We start from the raw sequence: 19,889 nt of genomic DNA on the forward strand, positions 1-19,889 counted from the left end.
AGAGTTGATAATAGGAACTATTCAATTTGTGAGAAAATTTTTACTATAGGAGATGTATGCATTGAAGGTCGTTAAATTTGGTGGCAGTTCACTTGCCTCTGGCAAGCAGCTGCAAAAGGTATTTGACATTGTAACAGCAGATCCAGCTCGAAAAGCAGTCGTTGTTTCCGCACCAGGAAAACGGCATTCAACGGATACGAAGGTCACCGATCTATTAATTAGCTGCGGTGAACAATATTTACGTTTAGGTGAAGCACTTGATTTAAAGGAAGCAGTTATCGAGCGGTATGCCTCAATAGCGGATGAACTCGGATTAGGTCATGACATTATCAATACCATCAGGCAAGATCTAGAGGCACTATTACAGGCTGATTCATCCCGCCCTGAGTGCTATCTTGATGCCATTAAAGCAAGCGGTGAAGACAATAACGCAAAGCTCATTGCCGCCTATTTCCGCCACCAAGGTGTTGAAGCTCATTATGTGAATCCGAAGGAAGCTGGTTTATTTGTAAGCGATGAGCCTGGCCATGCGCAGGTCCTTCCTGAATCATATGATCATTTGTACAAATTAAGAGAGCGTTCTGGCATCATTATATTCCCTGGCTTTTTTGGCTTTAGTTTAACGGGAGATATCGTCACCTTTTCGCGAAGCGGCTCCGATATTACCGGCTCCATTTTGGCGAACGGTCTAAAGGCAGATGTGTATGAAAACTTTACAGATGTGGATGCTGTCTACGCTGTCAATCCAACGATTGTTCATGAACCAAAAGAGATTACAGAGCTGACGTATCGGGAAATGCGCGAGCTGTCTTATGCTGGATTTTCTGTTTTTCATGATGAAGCACTCATTCCAGCCTTCCGTGCAGGCATTCCGGTTCAAATTAAAAACACCAATAATCCTTCGGCAAAAGGTACAAAAATCGTGAATCAGCGGGATCATACAAATGGACCTGTTGTTGGAATTGCCTCAGACAATGGATTTTGCAGCATTTACATTAGCAAATATTTGATGAACAGAGAAGTCGGTTTTGGACGTAAGGTGCTGCAAACACTAGAGGAATATGGGCTTACGTATGAGCACGTACCTTCTGGCATTGATGATATGAACATTATTTTAAGGCAGGATCAGCTGGAGGAGCAGCATATTGAAGAGGAGCTTCTAGACCGCTTAAAGCTCGTGCTTGATGCAGATGAGGTCGTTTTAGAGAGAAACCTCTCGCTTATTATGGTTGTAGGAGAAGCGATGCGTCATAATGTTGGCACAACAGCAAGAGCGGCAAAAGCGCTGTCAAAAGCGAAGGTCAATATTGAAATGATCAATCAAGGCTCCTCTGAGGTCAGCATGATGTTTGGCGTCAAAGCGGCGCAAGAAAAAGAAGCCGTTCAGGCATTGTATGAGGAATTTTTCTCTCTGTCTACTGTCCCTGTCTCCCTTTAATCAGCAGACTGCCCGATCATCGGATCGGCAGTCTTTTTTGATATCGTCCGATTCGAGTGTTTTTGCGTATTAAAGTGTTTCTATTTCTCGTTTGATTTTGTATGATAGAGACAAATCAACTATCTGTTCCGGCCTATGATCGGAGCTACAAGGAGTCCTAAAACAATGCCTCGTCAACAATTATTAAAACAGTTTCGCAATTTTCATGATGCTTCTACTAGTATTTTAAACATGATGAGTCAATTCATTGGTGTGAATACACTGTTTATCGCTAAAAATGATCAAAACACCAATCAGATTGTAAAGGTGCTAAATCAAGACGAGCAGCTTCTTGAAGAAGGAGAAGAACTTCCTTACGAAAAGACATTTTGCAAGCTGGCGGTCGATCATCGGGATACCCTTGTGATCCCTGACATTTCGATGGATGACCGTTCTAAATACTTAGAGGTCACGAAACGTCTTCAAGGCGGCTCTTTCATTGGAGTTCCCATTAATTTTACAGATGGTACAAACTACGGGACGATTTGCGGACTTGATTTGAAGCCGCAGCAATTTACAGAAGAGCATGTGTATATGTTTGAAACGATGGCTTCTTTGTTAAGCTACGTCCTTGAGCTAGACCGTGCCAACCGGCAGATTCAGCAATTATCTGTACCGATCGTACCAGTCGTTGATGGTGTCGCTGTGCTTCCTCTACTTGGTGATATCGAAGAGACACGTGCTCAGCATATTTTAGAAACCATTTTACAGGAAAGCTACAGGCTGTCACTCTCTCATTTGGTCATTGATGTATCGGGAACAAAAAGCCTGAATGAACAAAGCATTCAATATTTGGTCAGCTATGCACAAACGCTGAGACTTTTAGGAATTTCGGCAGTTTTAACGGGCATTAAGCAAGACCTTGCTTTAAGTGCGATTCAATCCAATATATCGTTTAAAGACATCACCATCTGGAAAGACTTACCGCAGGCACTTGCTCATCTTGGTTTAACGTTTACCAAAAATGAATAAGTGGTGATTTTGTATCTTCTTTGAATGATAAATGACTCCATAAAAAAAGGTTCATCTCAATGGATGAGCCTTTTCTGTTATCATACCAAAAGCTGCAAATAGGAAGAATCGTTCCCCTCTTCTACTGCCTGCCGCATAAGCTGGGCATGAGAATCGTCTGTCACACTGTTTAATTTTTTCATGATGTCATCTGTCGATAGCGCGTGTCCGGGTGCTCCCTGAGGAACATCCACACGTTTGCTGATGGTGGTGCCGTCAGATAAGGTGAGCTTCACAATCGTAAAGCGTCCTTTTGGAACAGCATCGGGATGAGGTTCTATCGTTTGATCATATCCTCTGCTTACCCGCTTCATCCATGTCCGCGTGTCTGATGGAATGGGTTTTTTCGTAAAGGCATCCAGCGTAAGCGTCTGTCCAAACACTGCAAGTGCGATGACGTATTCGACACTGAATCGTCCTTCTTCTCCAGTCAAAGGTGTCTGCTCAATAAGCGCTGCATCTCCGCCTGGCGGGAATATGACATCGACCTGTTTCACCTGCTCCGGCAAGAAAGCCCGCTCTTTCATTAAGGATTGGATCGCATCTGCTGCATGGTGGGCAGCTGAGCAGAATGGATATACTTTGAACCACAGCCCCGGTGAAACGATACGCCATGCAGAACCATAGCCCTCTAGTAAACGCCTTTCCGCAAGTTCCAGATCTCCATAGAGTGAAAAGAAACCAAGTGCGCCATCAAGAACCGAGTCATTGCCGCCAAAACCTGAACAAGCTAAATCCATAGACCAAATGGCTGTTTTAGCAGCTAAGCCGGCTTGTAATGGTTTCATATCAGAGCCAAACTGCTTTCGCATTCCGGCTGATTGCGCTCCGGCAAAGCCGATTGCTTTCGTCAGTTCTTCCTGCGAGACTTGTTTCAAATAACCAATCGCGCATACTGCCGCAATGGCTCCGAGTGTTCCTGTATTATGCCAGCCCCGCTCATAATGCGCCTTACCGATGGATTCGCCAAGTCTTGCCATCACTTCAACACCTGTGATGTAGGCAGCTAAAAATCGCTCGCCATACCCTTTGCCGTCTGTCAGCTGTGATAGCAGCGCCGGAATGATGACCGCACTTGGATGTCCTCTCACATCTGAGTGCACATCATCATAATCAAGGGCATGGATGAGGTAGCCGTTCAGCATCGCTGCGGATTGGCGGCTCACCTTCTTTCCTTGTCCAATGACAGGAGTCTGAGCGGCTCCACCTTCCTGTTCAACAAGCTGCATCAGCTTCTGAATTCCCTCATCCTCTTTCGCAGCAAGCGCTGATGCCGCAGCGTCTAACAAGCCATTTCCAGCCATTTGAATGGCCCGTTCATCTTGCAGCGGATCAGCAGAAAGCACTGCTTCTGCCAGTTGTTTTGTTAATTCCATGATCGAGACTCCAATGCCCGAACGGCAAGCTCAGCAAAGAAGGCAGCGGCAGCTGGAAGTGCGTCTTCATTTAATGTAAACGCAGGGTGATGCCACTCCTTCGTACCACTAGTCCCCATCCATACAAAAAAGCCTGGAATGCGTTCTTGATAAAGGGCAAAGTCTTCTCCGCCCGGTGACTGCTCTGCCTGCACGACATGTAAGTCAAGTGAGCCAGCCGTTTCTTCTACCACCTTTGTCAGACGCTCATCATTCATGACAGAAGGCAGATAAGGATGCCACCTCACTTCAGCCTCTGCACCAAAACCTTCTGCAATCCCGCTGACGATTTGTTTCATAAGCTCTGGAATCATCGCCCTTACTTCAGGCTCAAACGTCCGAACCGTTCCTTCCATCTCGACACGGTCGGGAATCACATTCCATGACGTACCGCCTTGAATGCGTGTGATACTGACAACCGCATGATGCAAGGAGCTGATGCGGCGGCTGACGATTTGCTGAAGGGCGCTTGTGATCTGCCCGCTGATGGCAATGGGGTCTACCGTGTGATTTGGAATTCCGGCATGACCACCGGTTCCTTTTATATCGATTTCAAACCGGTCCACACTCGCCATCAATGCTTTTTCTCTAATGCCAATCGTGCCAACTGGCAGGTCAGGTTTGTTGTGCATACCGAAAATCGCATCGACTCCATCTAAAACGCCTGCCTCTATAACGTGTTTCGCTCCTTGAGCAACTTCCTCAGCCGGCTGGAACAAAATACGAACCGTTCCTTTGATCTCATGTTTCCGCTCTTTTAATAAAAGAGCCGCACCAAAGATAGAAGCTGTATGGAAATCATGACCACACGCATGCATTTTACCCGGTACCTTTGAAGAAAATGATTCGCCAGATGCTTCTTCAATCGGAAGTGCATCAATATCGGCTCTCAGAGCAATCGTCGGTCCCTCTTGTTCTCCCTTGATTTCACAGACAACACCTGTTTGAAGTGCCGGGATATCAAGCACAGTAATCCCTTCCTCTTCTAACCAGCGGCGCAGTTTCTTTGTCGTTTCATATTCTTCAAACGCCAGCTCTGGATGCTCATGAAGCGCTCGGCGAATATGAATCAAACGTTTGTTTAAATCTTCATTTCCTATTGATTTCACTAGACACTCACCCCTCTAAAGAATAAAAAGCAGCTTATGCTTCTTCAGCCGCTGCTTCTTTTTGGATAAATCGTTTCGTCCGTTCATTCTTTGTTTCATCAAATAACTCAGTTGGCGTCCCCTGCTCGATAATATGACCATCCGCCATGAAAATCACATGGTCTGCCACTTCTCTTGCAAACGCCATTTCATGTGTGACGATGATCATCGTTGTTTCTTGGATCGCAATGGATTTAATGACTTGTAGCACACCTGAGACAAGCTCTGGATCAAGCGCTGACGTTGGTTCATCCAGCAAAATCGCATGTGGATCAACCGCTAACGCGCGGGCAATCCCAATCCGCTGCTGCTGTCCGCCAGATAACGTGATTGGATAGCTGTCAGCCTTTTGCTCTAACCCTACCTGCTTCAGCAGTTTCATACCGATTTCATTCGCCTGCTGCTTCGTCATTTTTTTCGTCACAAGCAATGATTCTGTAATGTTTTGCAGTGCTGTCTTGTTTTTAAACAAATTATAGTTTTGAAACACCATGGCCGTTTGTTGACGCAGGTGATAGGCTTCTTTACGTGAATATTTAGACGCATCGAGCTTCGCATCGCCAATTTCAATCGTACCTTCATCAGGTGTTTCTAATAAATTTAAGCAGCGCAGCAAGGTGGATTTACCGGAGCCAGAAGGTCCGATAATGGCCACAACCTGCCCTTTTTTCACGTCTAGATTAATTCCGTCTAAGACGACAAGGTCGCCGAATGATTTCTTCAAATTGGTGAGCTTGATCATGTCCACACCTCCTTAATTCCGGTAAGGTTTGCTGATTTTTCGTTCAAATAGGTCTTGCAGGAAGCTATAAATGATCGTCAGCACCCAATACACGATCCCTACGGCTAAATAGGTTTCAAAGTATTTATAGTTCGCCGATGCAATCATCTTCCCTTGTGCAAACATTTCTGCCACACCAATCGTAAAGGCAAGAGATGTTTCTTTTAAAAGACCGATAAAGGTATTCCCCGTCGCTGGAATTGCATTTCTGATGGCCTGCGGGAAAATAATTCTAACGTAAGACTGCCATCTTGTCATACCGACAGATAAGCACGCCTCCAGCTGCCCTTCATCCACTGAGTTCAGAGCCGCTCTGAAAATTTCTGCTAAGTATGCTGAATTTTTGATACTTAATCCGATAATGACCGCTGTTAAAGCATCCATTGAGGTCATCGCAGGGAATAGCTGCGGGAGACCAAAATAAATGAGAAAGAGCTGAACCAAGGTTGGAACCGCTCTGAAGAAAGAAATATACAGCTTGGCAAATTGGTATAAAACAGGTATCCGGTTTTTCGTAATGAGAGCGAATACCACACCAATGATAATGGCAAATACCATGGAGACAATCGCCATGAAGATCGTTATCGGCAAGTATTGAAGCAATGTCGGAAAAACCGTCACCATATACTGCCAATCAATTTTGTTCATGTCTGCTCTTCACCTTCGCTGTCGTTATTTTTTAATTGGCACTGTGACATCGTCTTTGAAATATTTCTCAGACAACTTCTTAAGTGTCCCGTCTTCTCTTAATTCTTTGATGGCTTTGTTAAATTCTTCTCTTAGTTTGTCGTGCTTTTTATCTTTCGCAAATGGGTAGCCTACTTCTTCATATACAATTGGGTTGCCTACGATTTTCAGCGGCAGACCTGTTTTTTCAATTTGAGCAAGTAATACACTGCGTCCGTTGACATATGCATCTACGCGGCCATTTGCCACTTCATTTAATACGCCGTCTTGCGTTTCATATGTTTTAACCTTGATTTTCTTGTCTGGGTCTTTGCTCTCTAAGTTTTTAGCATGGTTAGAGCCAAGAACCGCCGCCACTGTTTTTCCTTTTAAATCGTCAAGACCTTTGATGTCGTTGTTGTCTTTTTTCACGATGATTTGTGTTCCTGCGTAAGCGTACGTATCTGTAAAGTTAAATGTTTGTTTACGCTCGTCTGTGACTGCAACTTGGTTTGACACGGTATCGAGCTTACCAGATGTCAGCTGTCCCATCAGTCCGCTGAATTCACTCAACTGCCAGTCTAGTTTGTAGCCAAGCTTTTTCGCAATGGCTTCTGTTACTTCCACATCGAATCCTACAAGCTTGCCATTGTCTTTATAAGCAAACGGATAGCTTTGTCCTGTAGCGCCTACTTTTAACACTTTTTCGTCTTTGCCATCACTCTGATTGTTGCCGCCGCAAGCTGCTAAAACTGCCAGCATTGCTGCAAATAGAACGACTAGCCACTTTTTGTTTTTCATGTTTGTATACCCTTCTTCCTCTTATGGTTGTGTGATATCTGATCTTAATTGTTTTTTGAAATAAACCGTGATATGACCTTTGCCTAAATCCTTTTCTCCTGCTCTGACATAGCCTTTACGCTCATACATCTCTATCAGCCATGGATGCTTATCAGCTGTACCGAGCGACACGTACGGCACCTTCAGTGTATCCCTTAGCACTTCGGTTTCAACCCATTCCAGCAAGGCTGAGCCTGTGCCTTTTTTGGCGGCTGGTTCTGAGGCAAACCACCAGATATGAGGGACGCCGAACGGTCCTGGCTGCTCTCCCCAAGGCATACGGAGTGATAAAGTGGATAGAAGCTCTCCGTTTTCTTCCATCACATAGCAAAGATTCTTTTGTACATTTTTCTGAACGAGAGCGAAATCGGCATGTGCTGCTTGGAACTGGATACCGAGCTCACGAATTGGTTCGTAGGCTCTTGTTGTCAGTTCAAGCAGTGCCTCTATATCTGCCTCTGTTGCCAGACGAAACGTGTATCCCAACGTTATTCACCTCACCCTTATGTCGTGTAGCGATTTTTTGGCTCTGTTAATCCGAGATTTTCTCGTAAGGTTTGTCCTGTGTAATCGGTTTTGAATAAGCCGCGTTCCTGAAGAATTGGGACGACGCGGTCTACGAACACATCCAGCCCTTCTGGCAAGAGCGGCGGCATGACATTAAAGCCGTCTGCTGCTTCTTCATGAAGCCATGTTTCCATCACATCTGCCAGCTGCTGCGGCGTTCCAATGAAAATATTATGACCGCGTGAGCCGGCAACCGATTGATAGAGCTGGCGAATGGTCAGGTTATTCTTTCTCGCCATATTCATCACGAGATCAAAACGGCTTTTCACCGCATTTGACGTGCTCGGATCAATCTCTGGAAGCGGTCCGTCTAAAGGATACTGAGACAGATCAATCCCGCCTAAGTAATTTTGCAGAATGCTCAGTCCAATCTCAGGAACAATCAGCTCCTGTAATTCTTCATATTTTGCTTGGGCTTCTTCCTCTGTATCAGCAATGATCGGGAAGATACCCGGCATGATACTGACGTCCTCTCTAGCACGGCCAGCAGCCTCTACTTTCCCCTTCAAGCTTTGATAAAATTCCTTCGCTTTATCGAGATCGTTTTGTGCCGTGAAAATGAGCTCTGCTGTTTTTGCTGCAAGCTTTTGGCCATCTTCGGAAGATCCTGCTTGAATGATCACTGGCTGCCCTTGCGGCGTGCGTGATACGTTGAGAGGCCCCCTGACTGAGAAGAACTCACCTTTATGCTGGAGCTCATGAAGCTTACTAGATTCGAAGAATTCTCCCGTCTCCTTGTTTCTGACAAGGGCGTCTTCCTCCCAAGAATCCCAGAGACCTTTGACGACCTCGACGAACTCTTCTGCCCGCTCATATCGTTTATGGTGTGCTAAATGCTCTTCTCCGCTAAAATTTTTCGCTGTTTCTTCAATAGAAGATGTGACCACATTCCATGCCGCTCTTCCGCCTGATAAATGATCAAGGGAGGCAAACTGCCTTGCAATATGGAAAGGCTCACTGTATGTAGTGGATGCTGTTGCTGCTAAACCAATGGCTGAAGTAGACTCAGCAATGGATGAAAGCAGGGTCAGCGGTTCAAATCTCGTTAATACGTTCGGATGAGAGGTTTGATTAATGGATAAACTGTCGGCTAAAAAGAGCAAATCCAGCTTTCCTTCCTCTGCCTTTTTCGCTAATTGTTTAAAATAATCTAGGTTCATTGCTGCATCTGGTACTGCATTCGGATGTCTCCAAGAGGCAACGTGATGTCCAGTTCCTGCGATGAATACGCCTAGCTTGAGCTTCCTTTTCGGCTGTGACACTTGTTCTTCATCCTTTCTATATCCTAAATGTATCAAACCGAAGTCCTTAGATACATTTTTCTGATTGAATTAATCGGTTTTATTAATAAAAAAAGGGCAAATGTTGCGAAAAATGAAAAATAATTATTACTATATGCCCTTTTTACAGGATTGTCAACCGCCTTCTGAACCTCCAAAATAAGGGATTTCAAAGGCTCATGACGGTGTATCAATCTCAATATTTCCGATGAGCCGGTCTGTGGTATGTGTCACCAATTGGCTTCGTTCCAGCATGTTGTGGGCGATGACAGAATGAGTGGAATTTGCGGTGCGGACGGCAATTGCTTTTTGAGGAGATATATTGATGATGTTATTGCGCAGCACACGGGCTGAGGCTGCCTGGTCAATAAAGATCGCCGTCGGCTGTCCAATCGATCGATTTAAATAGAAGCGGTTATCTCCAATTTGTGGTGAACCATATTTGATATACATCACCACATATAAGGATGTTTCTTCAAACGAATTATCTTTAATCTCTAATGCCCCCGTCGTACTGCTATATACAGCGTAGTTTTGATAGTCCTTAAAGCGATTCTGCCAGATGAAAGCCTTTGCATTTCCAGTGATACTAATGGTATACGAGGATACAAGCTCTGGATGTCCTTCTTGAATAAAGTGATTGCCGTTGATCCCGACTTCCCCTTCCTGCACCCAGATTCCTCTGCTGAATTCTTTGAATTGATTGTGCTGGATCAGGATATTCGTTCCTCTCACCATGACCGCATCGATAACTGAGTAGACCGTATTGTTTGAAAAGACGACACTATCCGATTGATAGATACGCAGCGAGGCGCTTCTTTTTCCGGTATTCGTTCCTGATTCAATATGGTTTCCTTCTATTAGAATACGATTCGCCATATAAACGGACACAGCCGCATCTTCAAAAAGACTAATCTTATTGCCTGTAATGTGAACGCTGTCTCCCCTCACATCAATTCCTTTTTCAAACCCCTCAATCATATTGCCAATAATCATCACATTGTTTTCCGTTTGACCAAGTGAGACGCCTAAGCTCGTAATCCCTGCTTTTGTAACACCTCCTCCTACTGCACGAATCAAATTGTTGGCAATGATCGTTTCGGTGGAAAAGCCATAGGAAATACTGCTATCTGTATGATTGCCTTCAATGATCACACCATAGCCATTAAAGTTATAGATGGAGCTTGCAGCACCTCCTCTGACGATGTTGTTGCGAATCTGAATATTCAGCGGCTCCTCCATATTAACGGCATTTTCTCCATAGCCTTCAATATCAATGCCCATTCTTGGCTCGACCCCATTTACTCCTGCTCTTTCCAAGAGACAGTCCTCCACAATGACCCCATCACAGCCTGTAATCGAAATATTGTTGCGTCTCGAATCTGTGATGGTGCAGCCAGAAATATGAATAGATGCAGCAGGTGAGTACGGTTCACCCTCTGTCAACAAACCGTGGGGACTGACAATGATGCCGTCTCCCGTACAATTTTTTATTTGGACATGATTGACCTCTACATGGGAGGCACCTTCAATACATATCCCAAAGCCCCATTCATGGGTTTTTCGTTCAGCGGGAAGCGGCTTGTATACATGCTCATGACGATCCCCTTCAATACGCCCGCCTCGAATGGTCACATGCTGAACCTTACCTATATAAAAGGCTGCATACCCCCATGAATCATTTGGTTTTACCTTTATCACAGCGTCTGACGCCATCTCAATGCATATATGACTTGGCACCCGTATACCTGCACCTCGGAAAGGAAAAAATGAATCACCTCTGTACGCCGCATCGATTAAATACGTGCCGCTCGGCAGCCAGACATGGGAATACCCTTGTGCTTTTGTCCATTCCAAACATTCATTGAGCTTAGCTGTGCAATCCGTTTTCCCGTCAGCAATTACGCCAAAATCTAGTACATTGACAACAGGTTTTTTTAGATCAGCTTCATTCAATTCCCCCAACCTAAATCACTCCTTTTTACACATGTTCTCTCGTCATCCTATGCATGTGTAAAAGGTTTGCTTGTACATTACTTCAAATTTTAAATAAATTCTTTTGGAATAACTTTCCGATAATTTTCACTTCAACGAATTTTTCAATTTTTTGATTCTTTACGCCTATTGAACTAACATTTTCCTGTTTTAGAATAGTTTTATATTGACACAAGAACTATACAAGAATATCATTTTTCTCATATCTCTTTTTTTAAGAAAGGATCTATGCCATGTCTACAATTGACCACGATAAAATTGTTAAAAGTGTTCCTCAAAAAGGGTTTTTTGGACATCCTAAAGGACTTTACACACTGTTTTTCACTGAATTTTGGGAGCGTTTCTCCTATTATGGCATGCGTGCACTGCTTATTTATTATATGTACACAGAGGTGACAAAAGGCGGTCTAGGCTTTGACCAGACGACAGCCAATTCGATCATGTCTGTCTACGGTGCACTTGTTTATATGTCAGGCGTTATTGGCGGATGGCTCGCCGACCGGGTATTTGGATCATCCAGTACGGTCTTTTATGGCGGAGTTTTCATTATGCTTGGCCACGTGATTTTGGCTTTGCCAAGCGGAGCAACAGCGCTCTTTATTAGTATGGGACTGATTATTATCGGGACAGGTCTTTTAAAGCCAAACGTTTCAAACATTGTTGGCGACCTGTATACAAAAACAGACCCACGCAGGGACTCTGGCTTTAGTATTTTCTACATGGGAATCAACATGGGCGGCTTTATCTCCCCATTAATTGTCGGAACACTCGGTCAAAAAGTGAATTTCCACCTCGGGTTCTCACTCGCTGCCGTTGGAATGCTTGTTGGACTCATTACATTTGTCATCACAAAAAAACCGAACCTTGGTCTTGCCGGCACTTATGTGACAAATCCGTTATCAGCTGCCGAACGTAAAAACTTCAAAATTTACGGATCATTGGTTGTGATTTTGCTCGCGGTTTTTGCTGTCATTGGCATTCAAACAGGCGCACTCACAATTAATCTATTCACTTGGTTTGTCAGTGCCCTAGGTGTACTCATTCCGATTGTTTATTTCATTGTCATGTATTTCAGTAAAAAGACGAGCGCAGTGGAGCAATCCAGGGTTCTCGCTTATATTCCATTGTTCCTTGCTGCCGTGATGTTCTGGGCGATTCAAGAACAGGGCTCAAACATTTTAGCGACATATGCAGATCAACGAACAAACTTGAATTTCCTTGGGATGACACTAGCGTCTTCATGGTTCCAATCATTGAACCCAATCTTCATTGTGCTGCTGTCTCCAGTGTTTGCTTGGTTATGGGTCAGACTTGGGAAGAAACAGCCGTCTACCCCGATTAAGTTCTCACTCGGTCTTTTGTTTGCAGGGTTATCCTTCATCATCATGATCATTCCTGCATACATGTCTGGTCCGAACACACTTGTGAGCCCATTATGGCTCGTTTTGAGCTTCTTCCTCGTCGTAATCGGGGAGCTCTGCTTATCACCAGTTGGACTGTCAGCGACAACAAAGCTGGCCCCTGCTGCCTTCTCAGCGCAAACGATGAGCCTTTGGTTCCTTTCAAATGCAATGGCACAGGCAATCAATGCGCAAGTAGTCAAACTGTTTGATAAAGTGCCAGAAACCGTCTATTTCGGTATCATCGGATTCCTTGCCATCGTTTTATGCGTTGTGATGCTATTACTTACACCAGTAATTAAGAAAGCGATGAAAGGCGTTCATTAATAAAAAACTGGACATGAGGTACTCATGTCCAGTTTTTTACTTTATTGATGATCAGTCTTCATATAGAAATTCTATATCTTACTGTATTATTCATTCGTTTTCATTGGTACTGTCTCATTTATTTCAATGTTAAAATAATTCACGGCATTGTTATAACAAATATCTTTGACTATTTTTCCTATAAATTCGTAATCCCTTGGAAGCTCACCATTTTCTATCCAAGTCCCAAATAAATGACATAAAATTCTTCTGAAATATTCATGGCGAGGGAACGATAAAAAGCTTCTTGAGTCTGTAAGCATACCTACGAAAGTGCTAAGCAAACCTATATTAGATAATGTTTTCATTTGATCTAGCATGCCGTCTTTTTGATCATTAAACCACCATCCGGATCCAAATTGAATTTTTGCTCTGGCATCAGAAGACTGAAAATTCCCTATAGTAGAGGCCACAATCGCATTATGAACGGGATTTAAATTATAGATAATTGTTTTAGATAAAAGATTGTCTTTGTCTAATTCATTCAAAAAACCATTTAAATGTCTTGCTAGGTGGAAGTCAGACATAGAGTCGTACCCACTATCTTTTCCCGTTAACTTGAACATTCGTGTGTTATTATTCCTTAAAGCACCTATGTGTAATTGCATGGTCCAATGAAGAGAATGATATTTTTTACTCAGGTGAATAAGAGTGTTTGTTTTAAATTTATTTATATCCTCTGGGGATAGTGTTTTTCCTTGCAGAGCACGTTCAAATATAGAAGACACTTCTTGTTCAGTAGCTGGTGAAAATGGAAATATTTCAAAACCATGATCAGAAATTCTGCATCCATTCGCGTGAAAATAATCAATTCGTGAATGTAATGAAGCGATAAAGTTTTCATATGTTAAAACAACGCCGTTGATTGAATCACCTAATTGTTCTATATAATTCACAAAATTTGATTGTTCAATATTTAAAGCATGATCCGGTCTAAATGTAGGTAGGACCCTAGTTGTAATTCCTACATCTTTACGTATGATTTGATGAATTTCTAAAGTATCGATTGGATCATCAGTCGTACATACAACTTTTACATTAAATTTTTCTAAAATTCCATTGGTGGACATGTTATTTTCATTTAATCTCTCATTACAGATATCCCAAACTTTATGTGCATTTTTTTCTGAGAACAACTCATTGATATTGAAATAACGACTTAATTCTAAATGTGACCAATGATAAAGAGGGTTTCCTATTGTATATGGAACTGTTTGGGCCCAAGCTAAGAATTTTTCCTTGTCACTTGCATTCCCCGTGATAAATCTTTCTTCTACGCCTAACCATCGCATAGCCCTCCATTTATAGTGATCTCCATTAAGCCAAATATCAGTCATATTTTCATATTTTTTGTTAGTAGCAATGTCATCAGCCATTAAATGCGTATGAAAATCATAGATTGGCATATTTTTCGCGTAATCATGATAAAGAACTTTTGAACTTTCGTGATTAAGCATCATATCTTCGCTTAGGAATGTAGACAATATAGTCACCTCTATACATTTTATCGTTTCTTTATCCTTCAAACTTATGTTTAGAAAATCTCAATTAAATGAAATAAGGTGTTATTAACAAAAATAACACCTCACTTTTTTATATCTTACTTAATTCAAACTCCGTATTTACGTAGATTGCGTCTCGTTGTGCAATTAAGCATAGTTCCGCGGCTTTAAAAGTATGTTCTTGAGTCATAGCATTTTCAGTATCGTTTAAACAATCTAAAATAAGTTCACCAAAGTAAGGGAATCCTACTTCACCATTTAGAGAAAAATGTTGCTCTGTATGTTGATTTACTAAGTATAAATGGTCTCCTATTTTATCCCTTGCTATGTCTACGTATTTGCGAATTTCAATATACCCATCTGTTCCAAGAATGAATGTGCGCCCATCCCCCCAAGTGCTAAGGCCATCAGGAGTCAGCCAGTCTACTCTAAAGTAGTTTGTAGCCCCATTATCAGCAATCAAAGTAGCATCACCAAAGTCTTCTAATTCTGGATATTGATGATGTTTATAATTGCCCACTTTACTATGTACAACTTTTGCATCTTTTGCGCCAGAATAGAAAAGGAATTGTTCAATTTGGTGACTGCCAATATCACATAGAATACCTCCATAATATTCCTTTTCAAAAAACCAGCTTGGTCTGCTTTCTACATTACTACGATGTGGGCCAGTTCCAAGAACTTGTACCACTTTTCCAATTGCTCCTTGTTCAATCAATTGACCAGCAAATACGGCACTCTCCACGTGCAAACGTTCACTATAATAAACAGCCCATTTAAGCCCCGTTTCAGCTGTTTTTTTACGAGCAAGCTCCAATTGTTCTAACGTTGTAAAAGGTGATTTATCCGTAAAGTAATGCTTACCATGATCTAAAACACGCAGCCCTAAATCACAGCGTTTAGATGTAATGGCTGCGCCTGCCACGAGCCTTACATCTGGATCTTCGAGAATTTCTTTCTCACTTTTGGCTACCTGTACCTCCGGATATGCTTTACAAAATTCTTGTACTTTTTTCTGATCATGATCATAAACCCATTTTAATGTAGCCCCAGCCTCAGTTAATCCATTGCACATTGCATAGATGTGTCCATGATCAAGACCTATAGCTGCCATGACGAATTGTCCTTCTATAACGACAGGGGCACTTTTTCCCTTAGGAGCATAATTCATTCCATCACTTTTCTGCATGATTGTTCCTCCTCAAGTAGCTTCCAGTTTATTTTGAATACTTATAACTTAATAACGTTAGACTTAGATTTTCTCGTAATTTCCTCCAACGGTTATCGTATCGTCTGAAAAATTTTCTACACTGCTTTGTTTTTCATAAAAATGCTTAACGTTCGCGAGCATTCCTTCACGTGTATAAAAAGGATCTTCTGCTGAAAGAGGAAGCTTCACATGAACACCTAGGTTTGCAGATTTATAGATGGCTGTAATAAGTTCTAGTGTTTTTCTTCCTTCTGTTCCATCAATTAGAAGCTTCTGGTTACCCTTGATAGCCATTAAAAAATTATTTATTTGTCCTTTATGCCCTTCAAATAGTAATTCCGGATATTGATGAAAAGCTTCCTGAATACGATTTTCTAAATCCTCATCATTTTTCTCTTGAGGAAACCCATTTTCTTTAGCTATTTGAGCATTTACTTTCCATGGGACAGATACTCTAGCTTTTTCACCTTGAAAAATCAGTTGTTGTTCTTCTCCATGATGAACAACAGAACTGGTTACTTGTGCTAAGCTGCCATTTCCATAGCGAAGTACAGCAATAGAAAGGTCTTCAACCTCTGCATTATCATGCAAGGTATTACTAGTTGCTGCAAAAATGTCAGTCGGCAATCCTAACATCCATTGCAACATATCAATATGATGGACAGCATGATTAAGTGTACAGCCTCCACCTTCTTTTTCCCATGTACCGCGCCACCATAAATCATAATAACTATGACCACGCCACCAAAAAGAATCAACTTGAGTATGAGCGATTTTTCCAATTAGGTTTTGATCAAGGACATGTTTTAATCTCATAATGGGAGTCATAAACCTGTTTTGAGCAACAACGGATAAAAGCTTTTGGCTTTCAATAGATGCTTTTATCATTTCGTCACATTCTTTTAAAGAAGAAGCCATAGGTTTTTCTACTAAGACATGTTTGCCTGCTTTAAGAAAATCGATGGCAATGGTTGCGTGCATATAAGGAGGTGTACAAATGGAAACGGCATCAATCGTAGGATCATTCAATAACTCTTGGTAGTTAGCGACAACTCGTGCTTCTAGGTTATATTTTGTTGCTGCAGACATTGCTTTTTCAGGATAAATATCAGCTAAAGCTACAATTTTACTCATTTCAGGCATTGCAAGATAAGCCTCGATATGGGCAGTTGCAATAGATCCAGTTCCTATAATTGCGATGTTGGACATATAAATCTTTCCCTTCTGCAAGAAGATTAATTTTCACTTCCAATAATGAGATAGCGCTTTCAAAAAACTTAATGATTCACCTAACTGATAGATCAGAGTACCGTTCATTTTATTAATATTCTAGTTATACTAGTATGGTAGCTCAAAAACATTATAACTCAATCTTTTTGAATTTTGTATAGTTTTTTGAATTTTCTTTTTAATATCTCACACTTTTATTATTGATAATGGCTTACATAGTGGAATCATCAAGAGATGCTCACAGTACAAGTATTCAGAAAAATTAAATTAATATCTACCATTCTAATGTGCTTGTATGGTAGTATGTTAGAGAAAGGAGATTAGAATAATGAATATTGATTTTAAAAACCAAAACCTCTCTACTAGAGAACAAGTTTACAATATGCTAAAAGATCAAATATTAAGCCTGAAGCTTCCACCTGGGACAAATATTTCTGAAAAAGAAATATCAGTTCAATTTAATGTGAGTCGAACTCCTGTAAGAGAAAGCTTTTTAAAATTATCTCAAGAAGGATTATTAAGTATCTATCCTCAACGAGGTACTTTTGTTTCTTTAATTGATTTGAACCTTGTGGAGGAAGCACGGTTTATGCGAGAACATCTCGAGAAGGCAGTTATTAGACTAGCCTGTCAGGAATTTTCTGAAGAGTTGATTAATGATTTAGATATGAATTTAAGTATGCAAAAAATTTGCGTTAAGAAAAAAGACTATAAAAAAATGTTTGAATTAGATGAGGAGTTTCATAGAACTATTTTCAAACGGTGTAAAAAAGAAAAAACATGGTTAGTTATTCAACAGATGAATGTACACTTTAATAGGAGTCGCATGTTAAGGCTAGTAACAGATTATAATTGGGATAATATTCTTTCTCAACATGTAAATATCTTCAAAGCTATACAAGATCAAGATGCTGATAAAGCAGAAAAAATCATGGAAGAGCATTTGAAAATTGCACTTGTTGATAAAGAATTATTGAAGAAAGAATATCCAAATTATTTTAAATAAAATTAGGGGTGATGGTAGATGAGGATGACATTTAGATGGTTTGGAGAAGGAAACGACACGATAACACTGGAACAAATAAAGCAGATTCCAGGAGTGGAAGGAATTGTTTGGGCACTGCATGATGTGCCCGTAGGAGAAGAGTGGCCAATAGAAAGAATTTTAGAAATGAAAAAATTAGCTGATAAACATAACCTTCATATTGAAGTGGTTGAAAGCGTGAATGTTCATGAAGACATTAAGCTCGGACTTCCAACTAGAGATCGATACATAGAAAATTATAAGAAAACAATTCAGAAGCTAGCAAAGGTGGGTGTTAAAGTCATATGTTATAACTTTATGCCTGTCTTTGATTGGATCCGTACAGACTTAAATAAAACACTTGCTGATGGATCTACAGCTCTATTTTATGAACATAGTCGAATTAAAGATATTGATCCGAAAGATTTAGTAAATAAAATTAGTGAGAACTCCAGTTTAACCATGCCAGGTTGGGAACCAGAGAGGTTAAATCACCTTCACCAACTTTTTGAAGCCTACAGAAATATAACAGAAGATGATTTATGGGCCAACTTGAAATATTTTTTAGATCAGGTTATTCCAATTGCAGAACTTAATGATATTAAAATGGCTATTCATCCTGACGATCCACCTTGGCCTGTCTTTGGTCTACCGCGAATAGTAACTAACCAAAAAAATATCAGAAAAATTTTACAACTAAATAGTAGCCCATATCATTGTATAACGCTCTGTACAGGATCTTTAGGAGCAAACTTAGAAAATGATTTAGTTTCTATGATTCACGAATTTATTGATAGAATACCATTTACTCATATAAGAAATGTACGTGTATATGATAACGGGGACTTTGTTGAAACATCGCATCGATCAAAAGATGGATCAGTAGACATTTCAGCCATTATACACGCTTATAATGAAAGCGGATTCAAAGGTTATTGTAGACCCGATCATGGAAGACACATTTGGGATGAACAATGTAGGCCTGGATATGGTCTTTATGATAGAGCACTTGGAATTATGTATTTGTGGGGAGCTTGGGATGCTTTAAAAAATAAAAATTCTGTACTAAAAGAAGCAAAGGTGGAAACTACATGGTAAACATACAAGAAAATAAAAATTTAGATGGTAAAGTAGCTGTCATAACAGGAGGAAGTGGCGTACTTTGCAGCGCCATGGCAAAGGAACTTGCTAGACATGGCGTGTCTGTGGCTATTTTAAATAGAACAGTCGAAAAGGGTGAAAAGGTAGCCGAAGAAATTAACCTAATGGGTGGGAAAGCGATTGCGATTAAATGTGATGTTATGAATAAAGATAGTGTGGAACAAGCCGAGAAGATTGTAACAGAGGAATTAGGCATGTGTACAATATTGATAAATGGAGCTGGTGGTAACCACTCAAGTGCAAATACAACCAACGAAATATTTCAAACAGAAGACCTTACTAATCCTAAGTTAAATACTTTTTTTCATTTAAGTACAGATCGTGTGCAAAATGTATTTGATTTAAATTTTATGGGGACTTTCATTCCTACACAAATTTTCACTAAACATATGGTTCATCAAAAGGGAGCAGTTGTCATCAACATGTCATCTATGAGTGCCCCTTCTCCAATGACCAAAGTGCCTGCTTATAGCGCGGCAAAAGCAGCAATTGAAAATTTCACCAAATGGTTAGCTGTTCATATGGCTGAGGCAGGAATTAGAGTAAATGCTATTGCACCGGGCTTCTTTTTAACCTCACAAAATAAAAACCTTCTCCTAAATGAAGAAGGAGATTATACAGAAAGGTCTCATAAGATCATTTCGAACACACCAATGAGAAGGTTTGGTACGCCAGAAGATCTTCTTGGTACCCTATTATGGCTTGTTGATGATCATATGTCAGCATTTGTTACCGGAGTGACAATTCCTGTTGATGGAGGTTTTATGGCGTATTCAGGTGTTTAATATTTTTATATTCTTCCTCGTCATACATCAT

At 41.1% G+C, this 19,889-nt stretch carries 17 protein-coding genes; 6 read left to right on the top strand and 11 right to left on the bottom strand.

Features of this window, described 5'->3' with window-relative positions:
- Positions 1-61: 61 nt before the first annotated feature.
- Both NSS92_RS12240 and NSS92_RS12245 read left to right on the top strand, forming a co-directional pair.
- Positions 62-1,438 carry an aspartate kinase gene (locus tag NSS92_RS12240; protein WP_340868277.1) on the top strand — a complete coding sequence of 459 codons (1,377 nt, stop codon included), beginning with the start codon at positions 62-64 and terminating at the stop codon, positions 1,436-1,438.
- Positions 1,439-1,603: 165 nt separating this feature from the next.
- Positions 1,604-2,449, top strand: coding sequence for a GAF domain-containing protein (locus NSS92_RS12245; RefSeq protein WP_340868280.1), 846 nt, complete (start codon positions 1,604-1,606; stop codon positions 2,447-2,449).
- Between the two features lie 80 nt (positions 2,450-2,529).
- Here NSS92_RS12245 and NSS92_RS12250 read toward each other — a convergent pair whose 3' ends face one another.
- The 8 genes from NSS92_RS12250 to NSS92_RS12285 all read right to left on the bottom strand — a co-directional run bounded on the left by NSS92_RS12250 (position 2,530) and on the right by NSS92_RS12285 (position 11,150).
- Positions 2,530-3,864 (bottom strand): MmgE/PrpD family protein, encoded by a 1,335-nt coding sequence (locus tag NSS92_RS12250; RefSeq protein ID WP_267587708.1) that lies wholly within the window; start codon positions 3,862-3,864, stop codon positions 2,530-2,532.
- Positions 3,855-5,012, bottom strand: coding sequence for an amidohydrolase (locus NSS92_RS12255; RefSeq protein ID WP_340868285.1), 1,158 nt, complete (start codon positions 5,010-5,012; stop codon positions 3,855-3,857). The genes NSS92_RS12250 and NSS92_RS12255 overlap by 10 nt, the downstream gene beginning before the upstream one ends.
- A 34-nt stretch (positions 5,013-5,046) precedes the next feature.
- Positions 5,047-5,793, bottom strand: a complete 747-nt coding sequence (locus NSS92_RS12260; protein ID WP_340868287.1) for an amino acid ABC transporter ATP-binding protein — start codon at positions 5,791-5,793, stop codon at positions 5,047-5,049.
- 12 nt (positions 5,794-5,805) lie between these two features.
- Positions 5,806-6,480 carry an amino acid ABC transporter permease gene (locus tag NSS92_RS12265; protein WP_041089072.1) on the bottom strand — a complete coding sequence of 225 codons (675 nt, stop codon included), beginning with the start codon at positions 6,478-6,480 and terminating at the stop codon, positions 5,806-5,808.
- 24 nt (positions 6,481-6,504) lie between these two features.
- A complete protein-coding gene (locus tag NSS92_RS12270; protein ID WP_267587711.1) occupies positions 6,505-7,299 on the bottom strand; it encodes an amino acid ABC transporter substrate-binding protein in 795 nt (264 codons plus the stop codon).
- 21 nt (positions 7,300-7,320) lie between these two features.
- A complete protein-coding gene (locus NSS92_RS12275) occupies positions 7,321-7,824 on the bottom strand; it encodes a GNAT family N-acetyltransferase (RefSeq protein ID WP_024427303.1) in 504 nt (167 codons plus the stop codon).
- Positions 7,825-7,841: 17 nt separating this feature from the next.
- A complete protein-coding gene (locus tag NSS92_RS12280) occupies positions 7,842-9,167 on the bottom strand; it encodes an LLM class flavin-dependent oxidoreductase (RefSeq protein ID WP_340868293.1) in 1,326 nt (441 codons plus the stop codon).
- 195 nt (positions 9,168-9,362) lie between these two features.
- Entirely contained in the window at positions 9,363-11,150 is a 1,788-nt protein-coding gene (locus tag NSS92_RS12285) for a right-handed parallel beta-helix repeat-containing protein (protein WP_340868295.1), read from the bottom strand.
- A 263-nt stretch (positions 11,151-11,413) separates the two neighbouring features.
- Between NSS92_RS12285 and NSS92_RS12290 the strand changes: the two genes are divergently transcribed.
- Entirely contained in the window at positions 11,414-12,907 is a 1,494-nt protein-coding gene (locus NSS92_RS12290; RefSeq protein WP_340868297.1) for a peptide MFS transporter, read from the top strand.
- 86 nt (positions 12,908-12,993) lie between these two features.
- On the opposite strand, the gene uxaC is transcribed toward NSS92_RS12290, so the two are convergent.
- From uxaC to NSS92_RS12305, 3 genes are all read right to left on the bottom strand, one after another.
- Positions 12,994-14,430 carry a glucuronate isomerase gene (gene uxaC / locus NSS92_RS12295; RefSeq protein ID WP_340868301.1) on the bottom strand — a complete coding sequence of 479 codons (1,437 nt, stop codon included), beginning with the start codon at positions 14,428-14,430 and terminating at the stop codon, positions 12,994-12,996.
- 109 nt (positions 14,431-14,539) lie between these two features.
- The gene (locus tag NSS92_RS12300; protein ID WP_340868303.1) at positions 14,540-15,637 is read right to left on the bottom strand and encodes a Gfo/Idh/MocA family protein; all 1,098 of its coding nucleotides are present in this window, start codon (positions 15,635-15,637) and stop codon (positions 14,540-14,542) included.
- Between the two features lie 63 nt (positions 15,638-15,700).
- Positions 15,701-16,867, bottom strand: a complete 1,167-nt coding sequence (locus NSS92_RS12305) for a Gfo/Idh/MocA family protein (protein WP_340868305.1) — start codon at positions 16,865-16,867, stop codon at positions 15,701-15,703.
- Positions 16,868-17,216: 349 nt separating this feature from the next.
- Here NSS92_RS12305 and NSS92_RS12310 point away from each other — a divergent pair, with 349 nt between their 5' ends.
- The 3 genes from NSS92_RS12310 to NSS92_RS12320 are packed head-to-tail and all read left to right on the top strand — an operon-like array spanning position 17,217 to position 19,858.
- A complete protein-coding gene (locus tag NSS92_RS12310) occupies positions 17,217-17,894 on the top strand; it encodes a GntR family transcriptional regulator (protein WP_073203778.1) in 678 nt (225 codons plus the stop codon).
- Positions 17,895-17,912: 18 nt separating this feature from the next.
- Positions 17,913-19,010, top strand: coding sequence for a mannonate dehydratase (gene uxuA, locus NSS92_RS12315; protein WP_267587719.1), 1,098 nt, complete (start codon positions 17,913-17,915; stop codon positions 19,008-19,010).
- The gene (locus NSS92_RS12320) at positions 19,004-19,858 is read left to right on the top strand and encodes an SDR family oxidoreductase (RefSeq protein ID WP_340868313.1); all 855 of its coding nucleotides are present in this window, start codon (positions 19,004-19,006) and stop codon (positions 19,856-19,858) included. The genes uxuA and NSS92_RS12320 overlap by 7 nt, the downstream gene beginning before the upstream one ends.
- Positions 19,859-19,889 lie beyond the last annotated feature (31 nt).

This window comes from Bacillus sp. FSL M8-0166 (assembly GCF_038008825.1).
Classification (GTDB): Bacteria; Bacillota; Bacilli; order Bacillales; family Bacillaceae; genus Bacillus; species Bacillus safensis.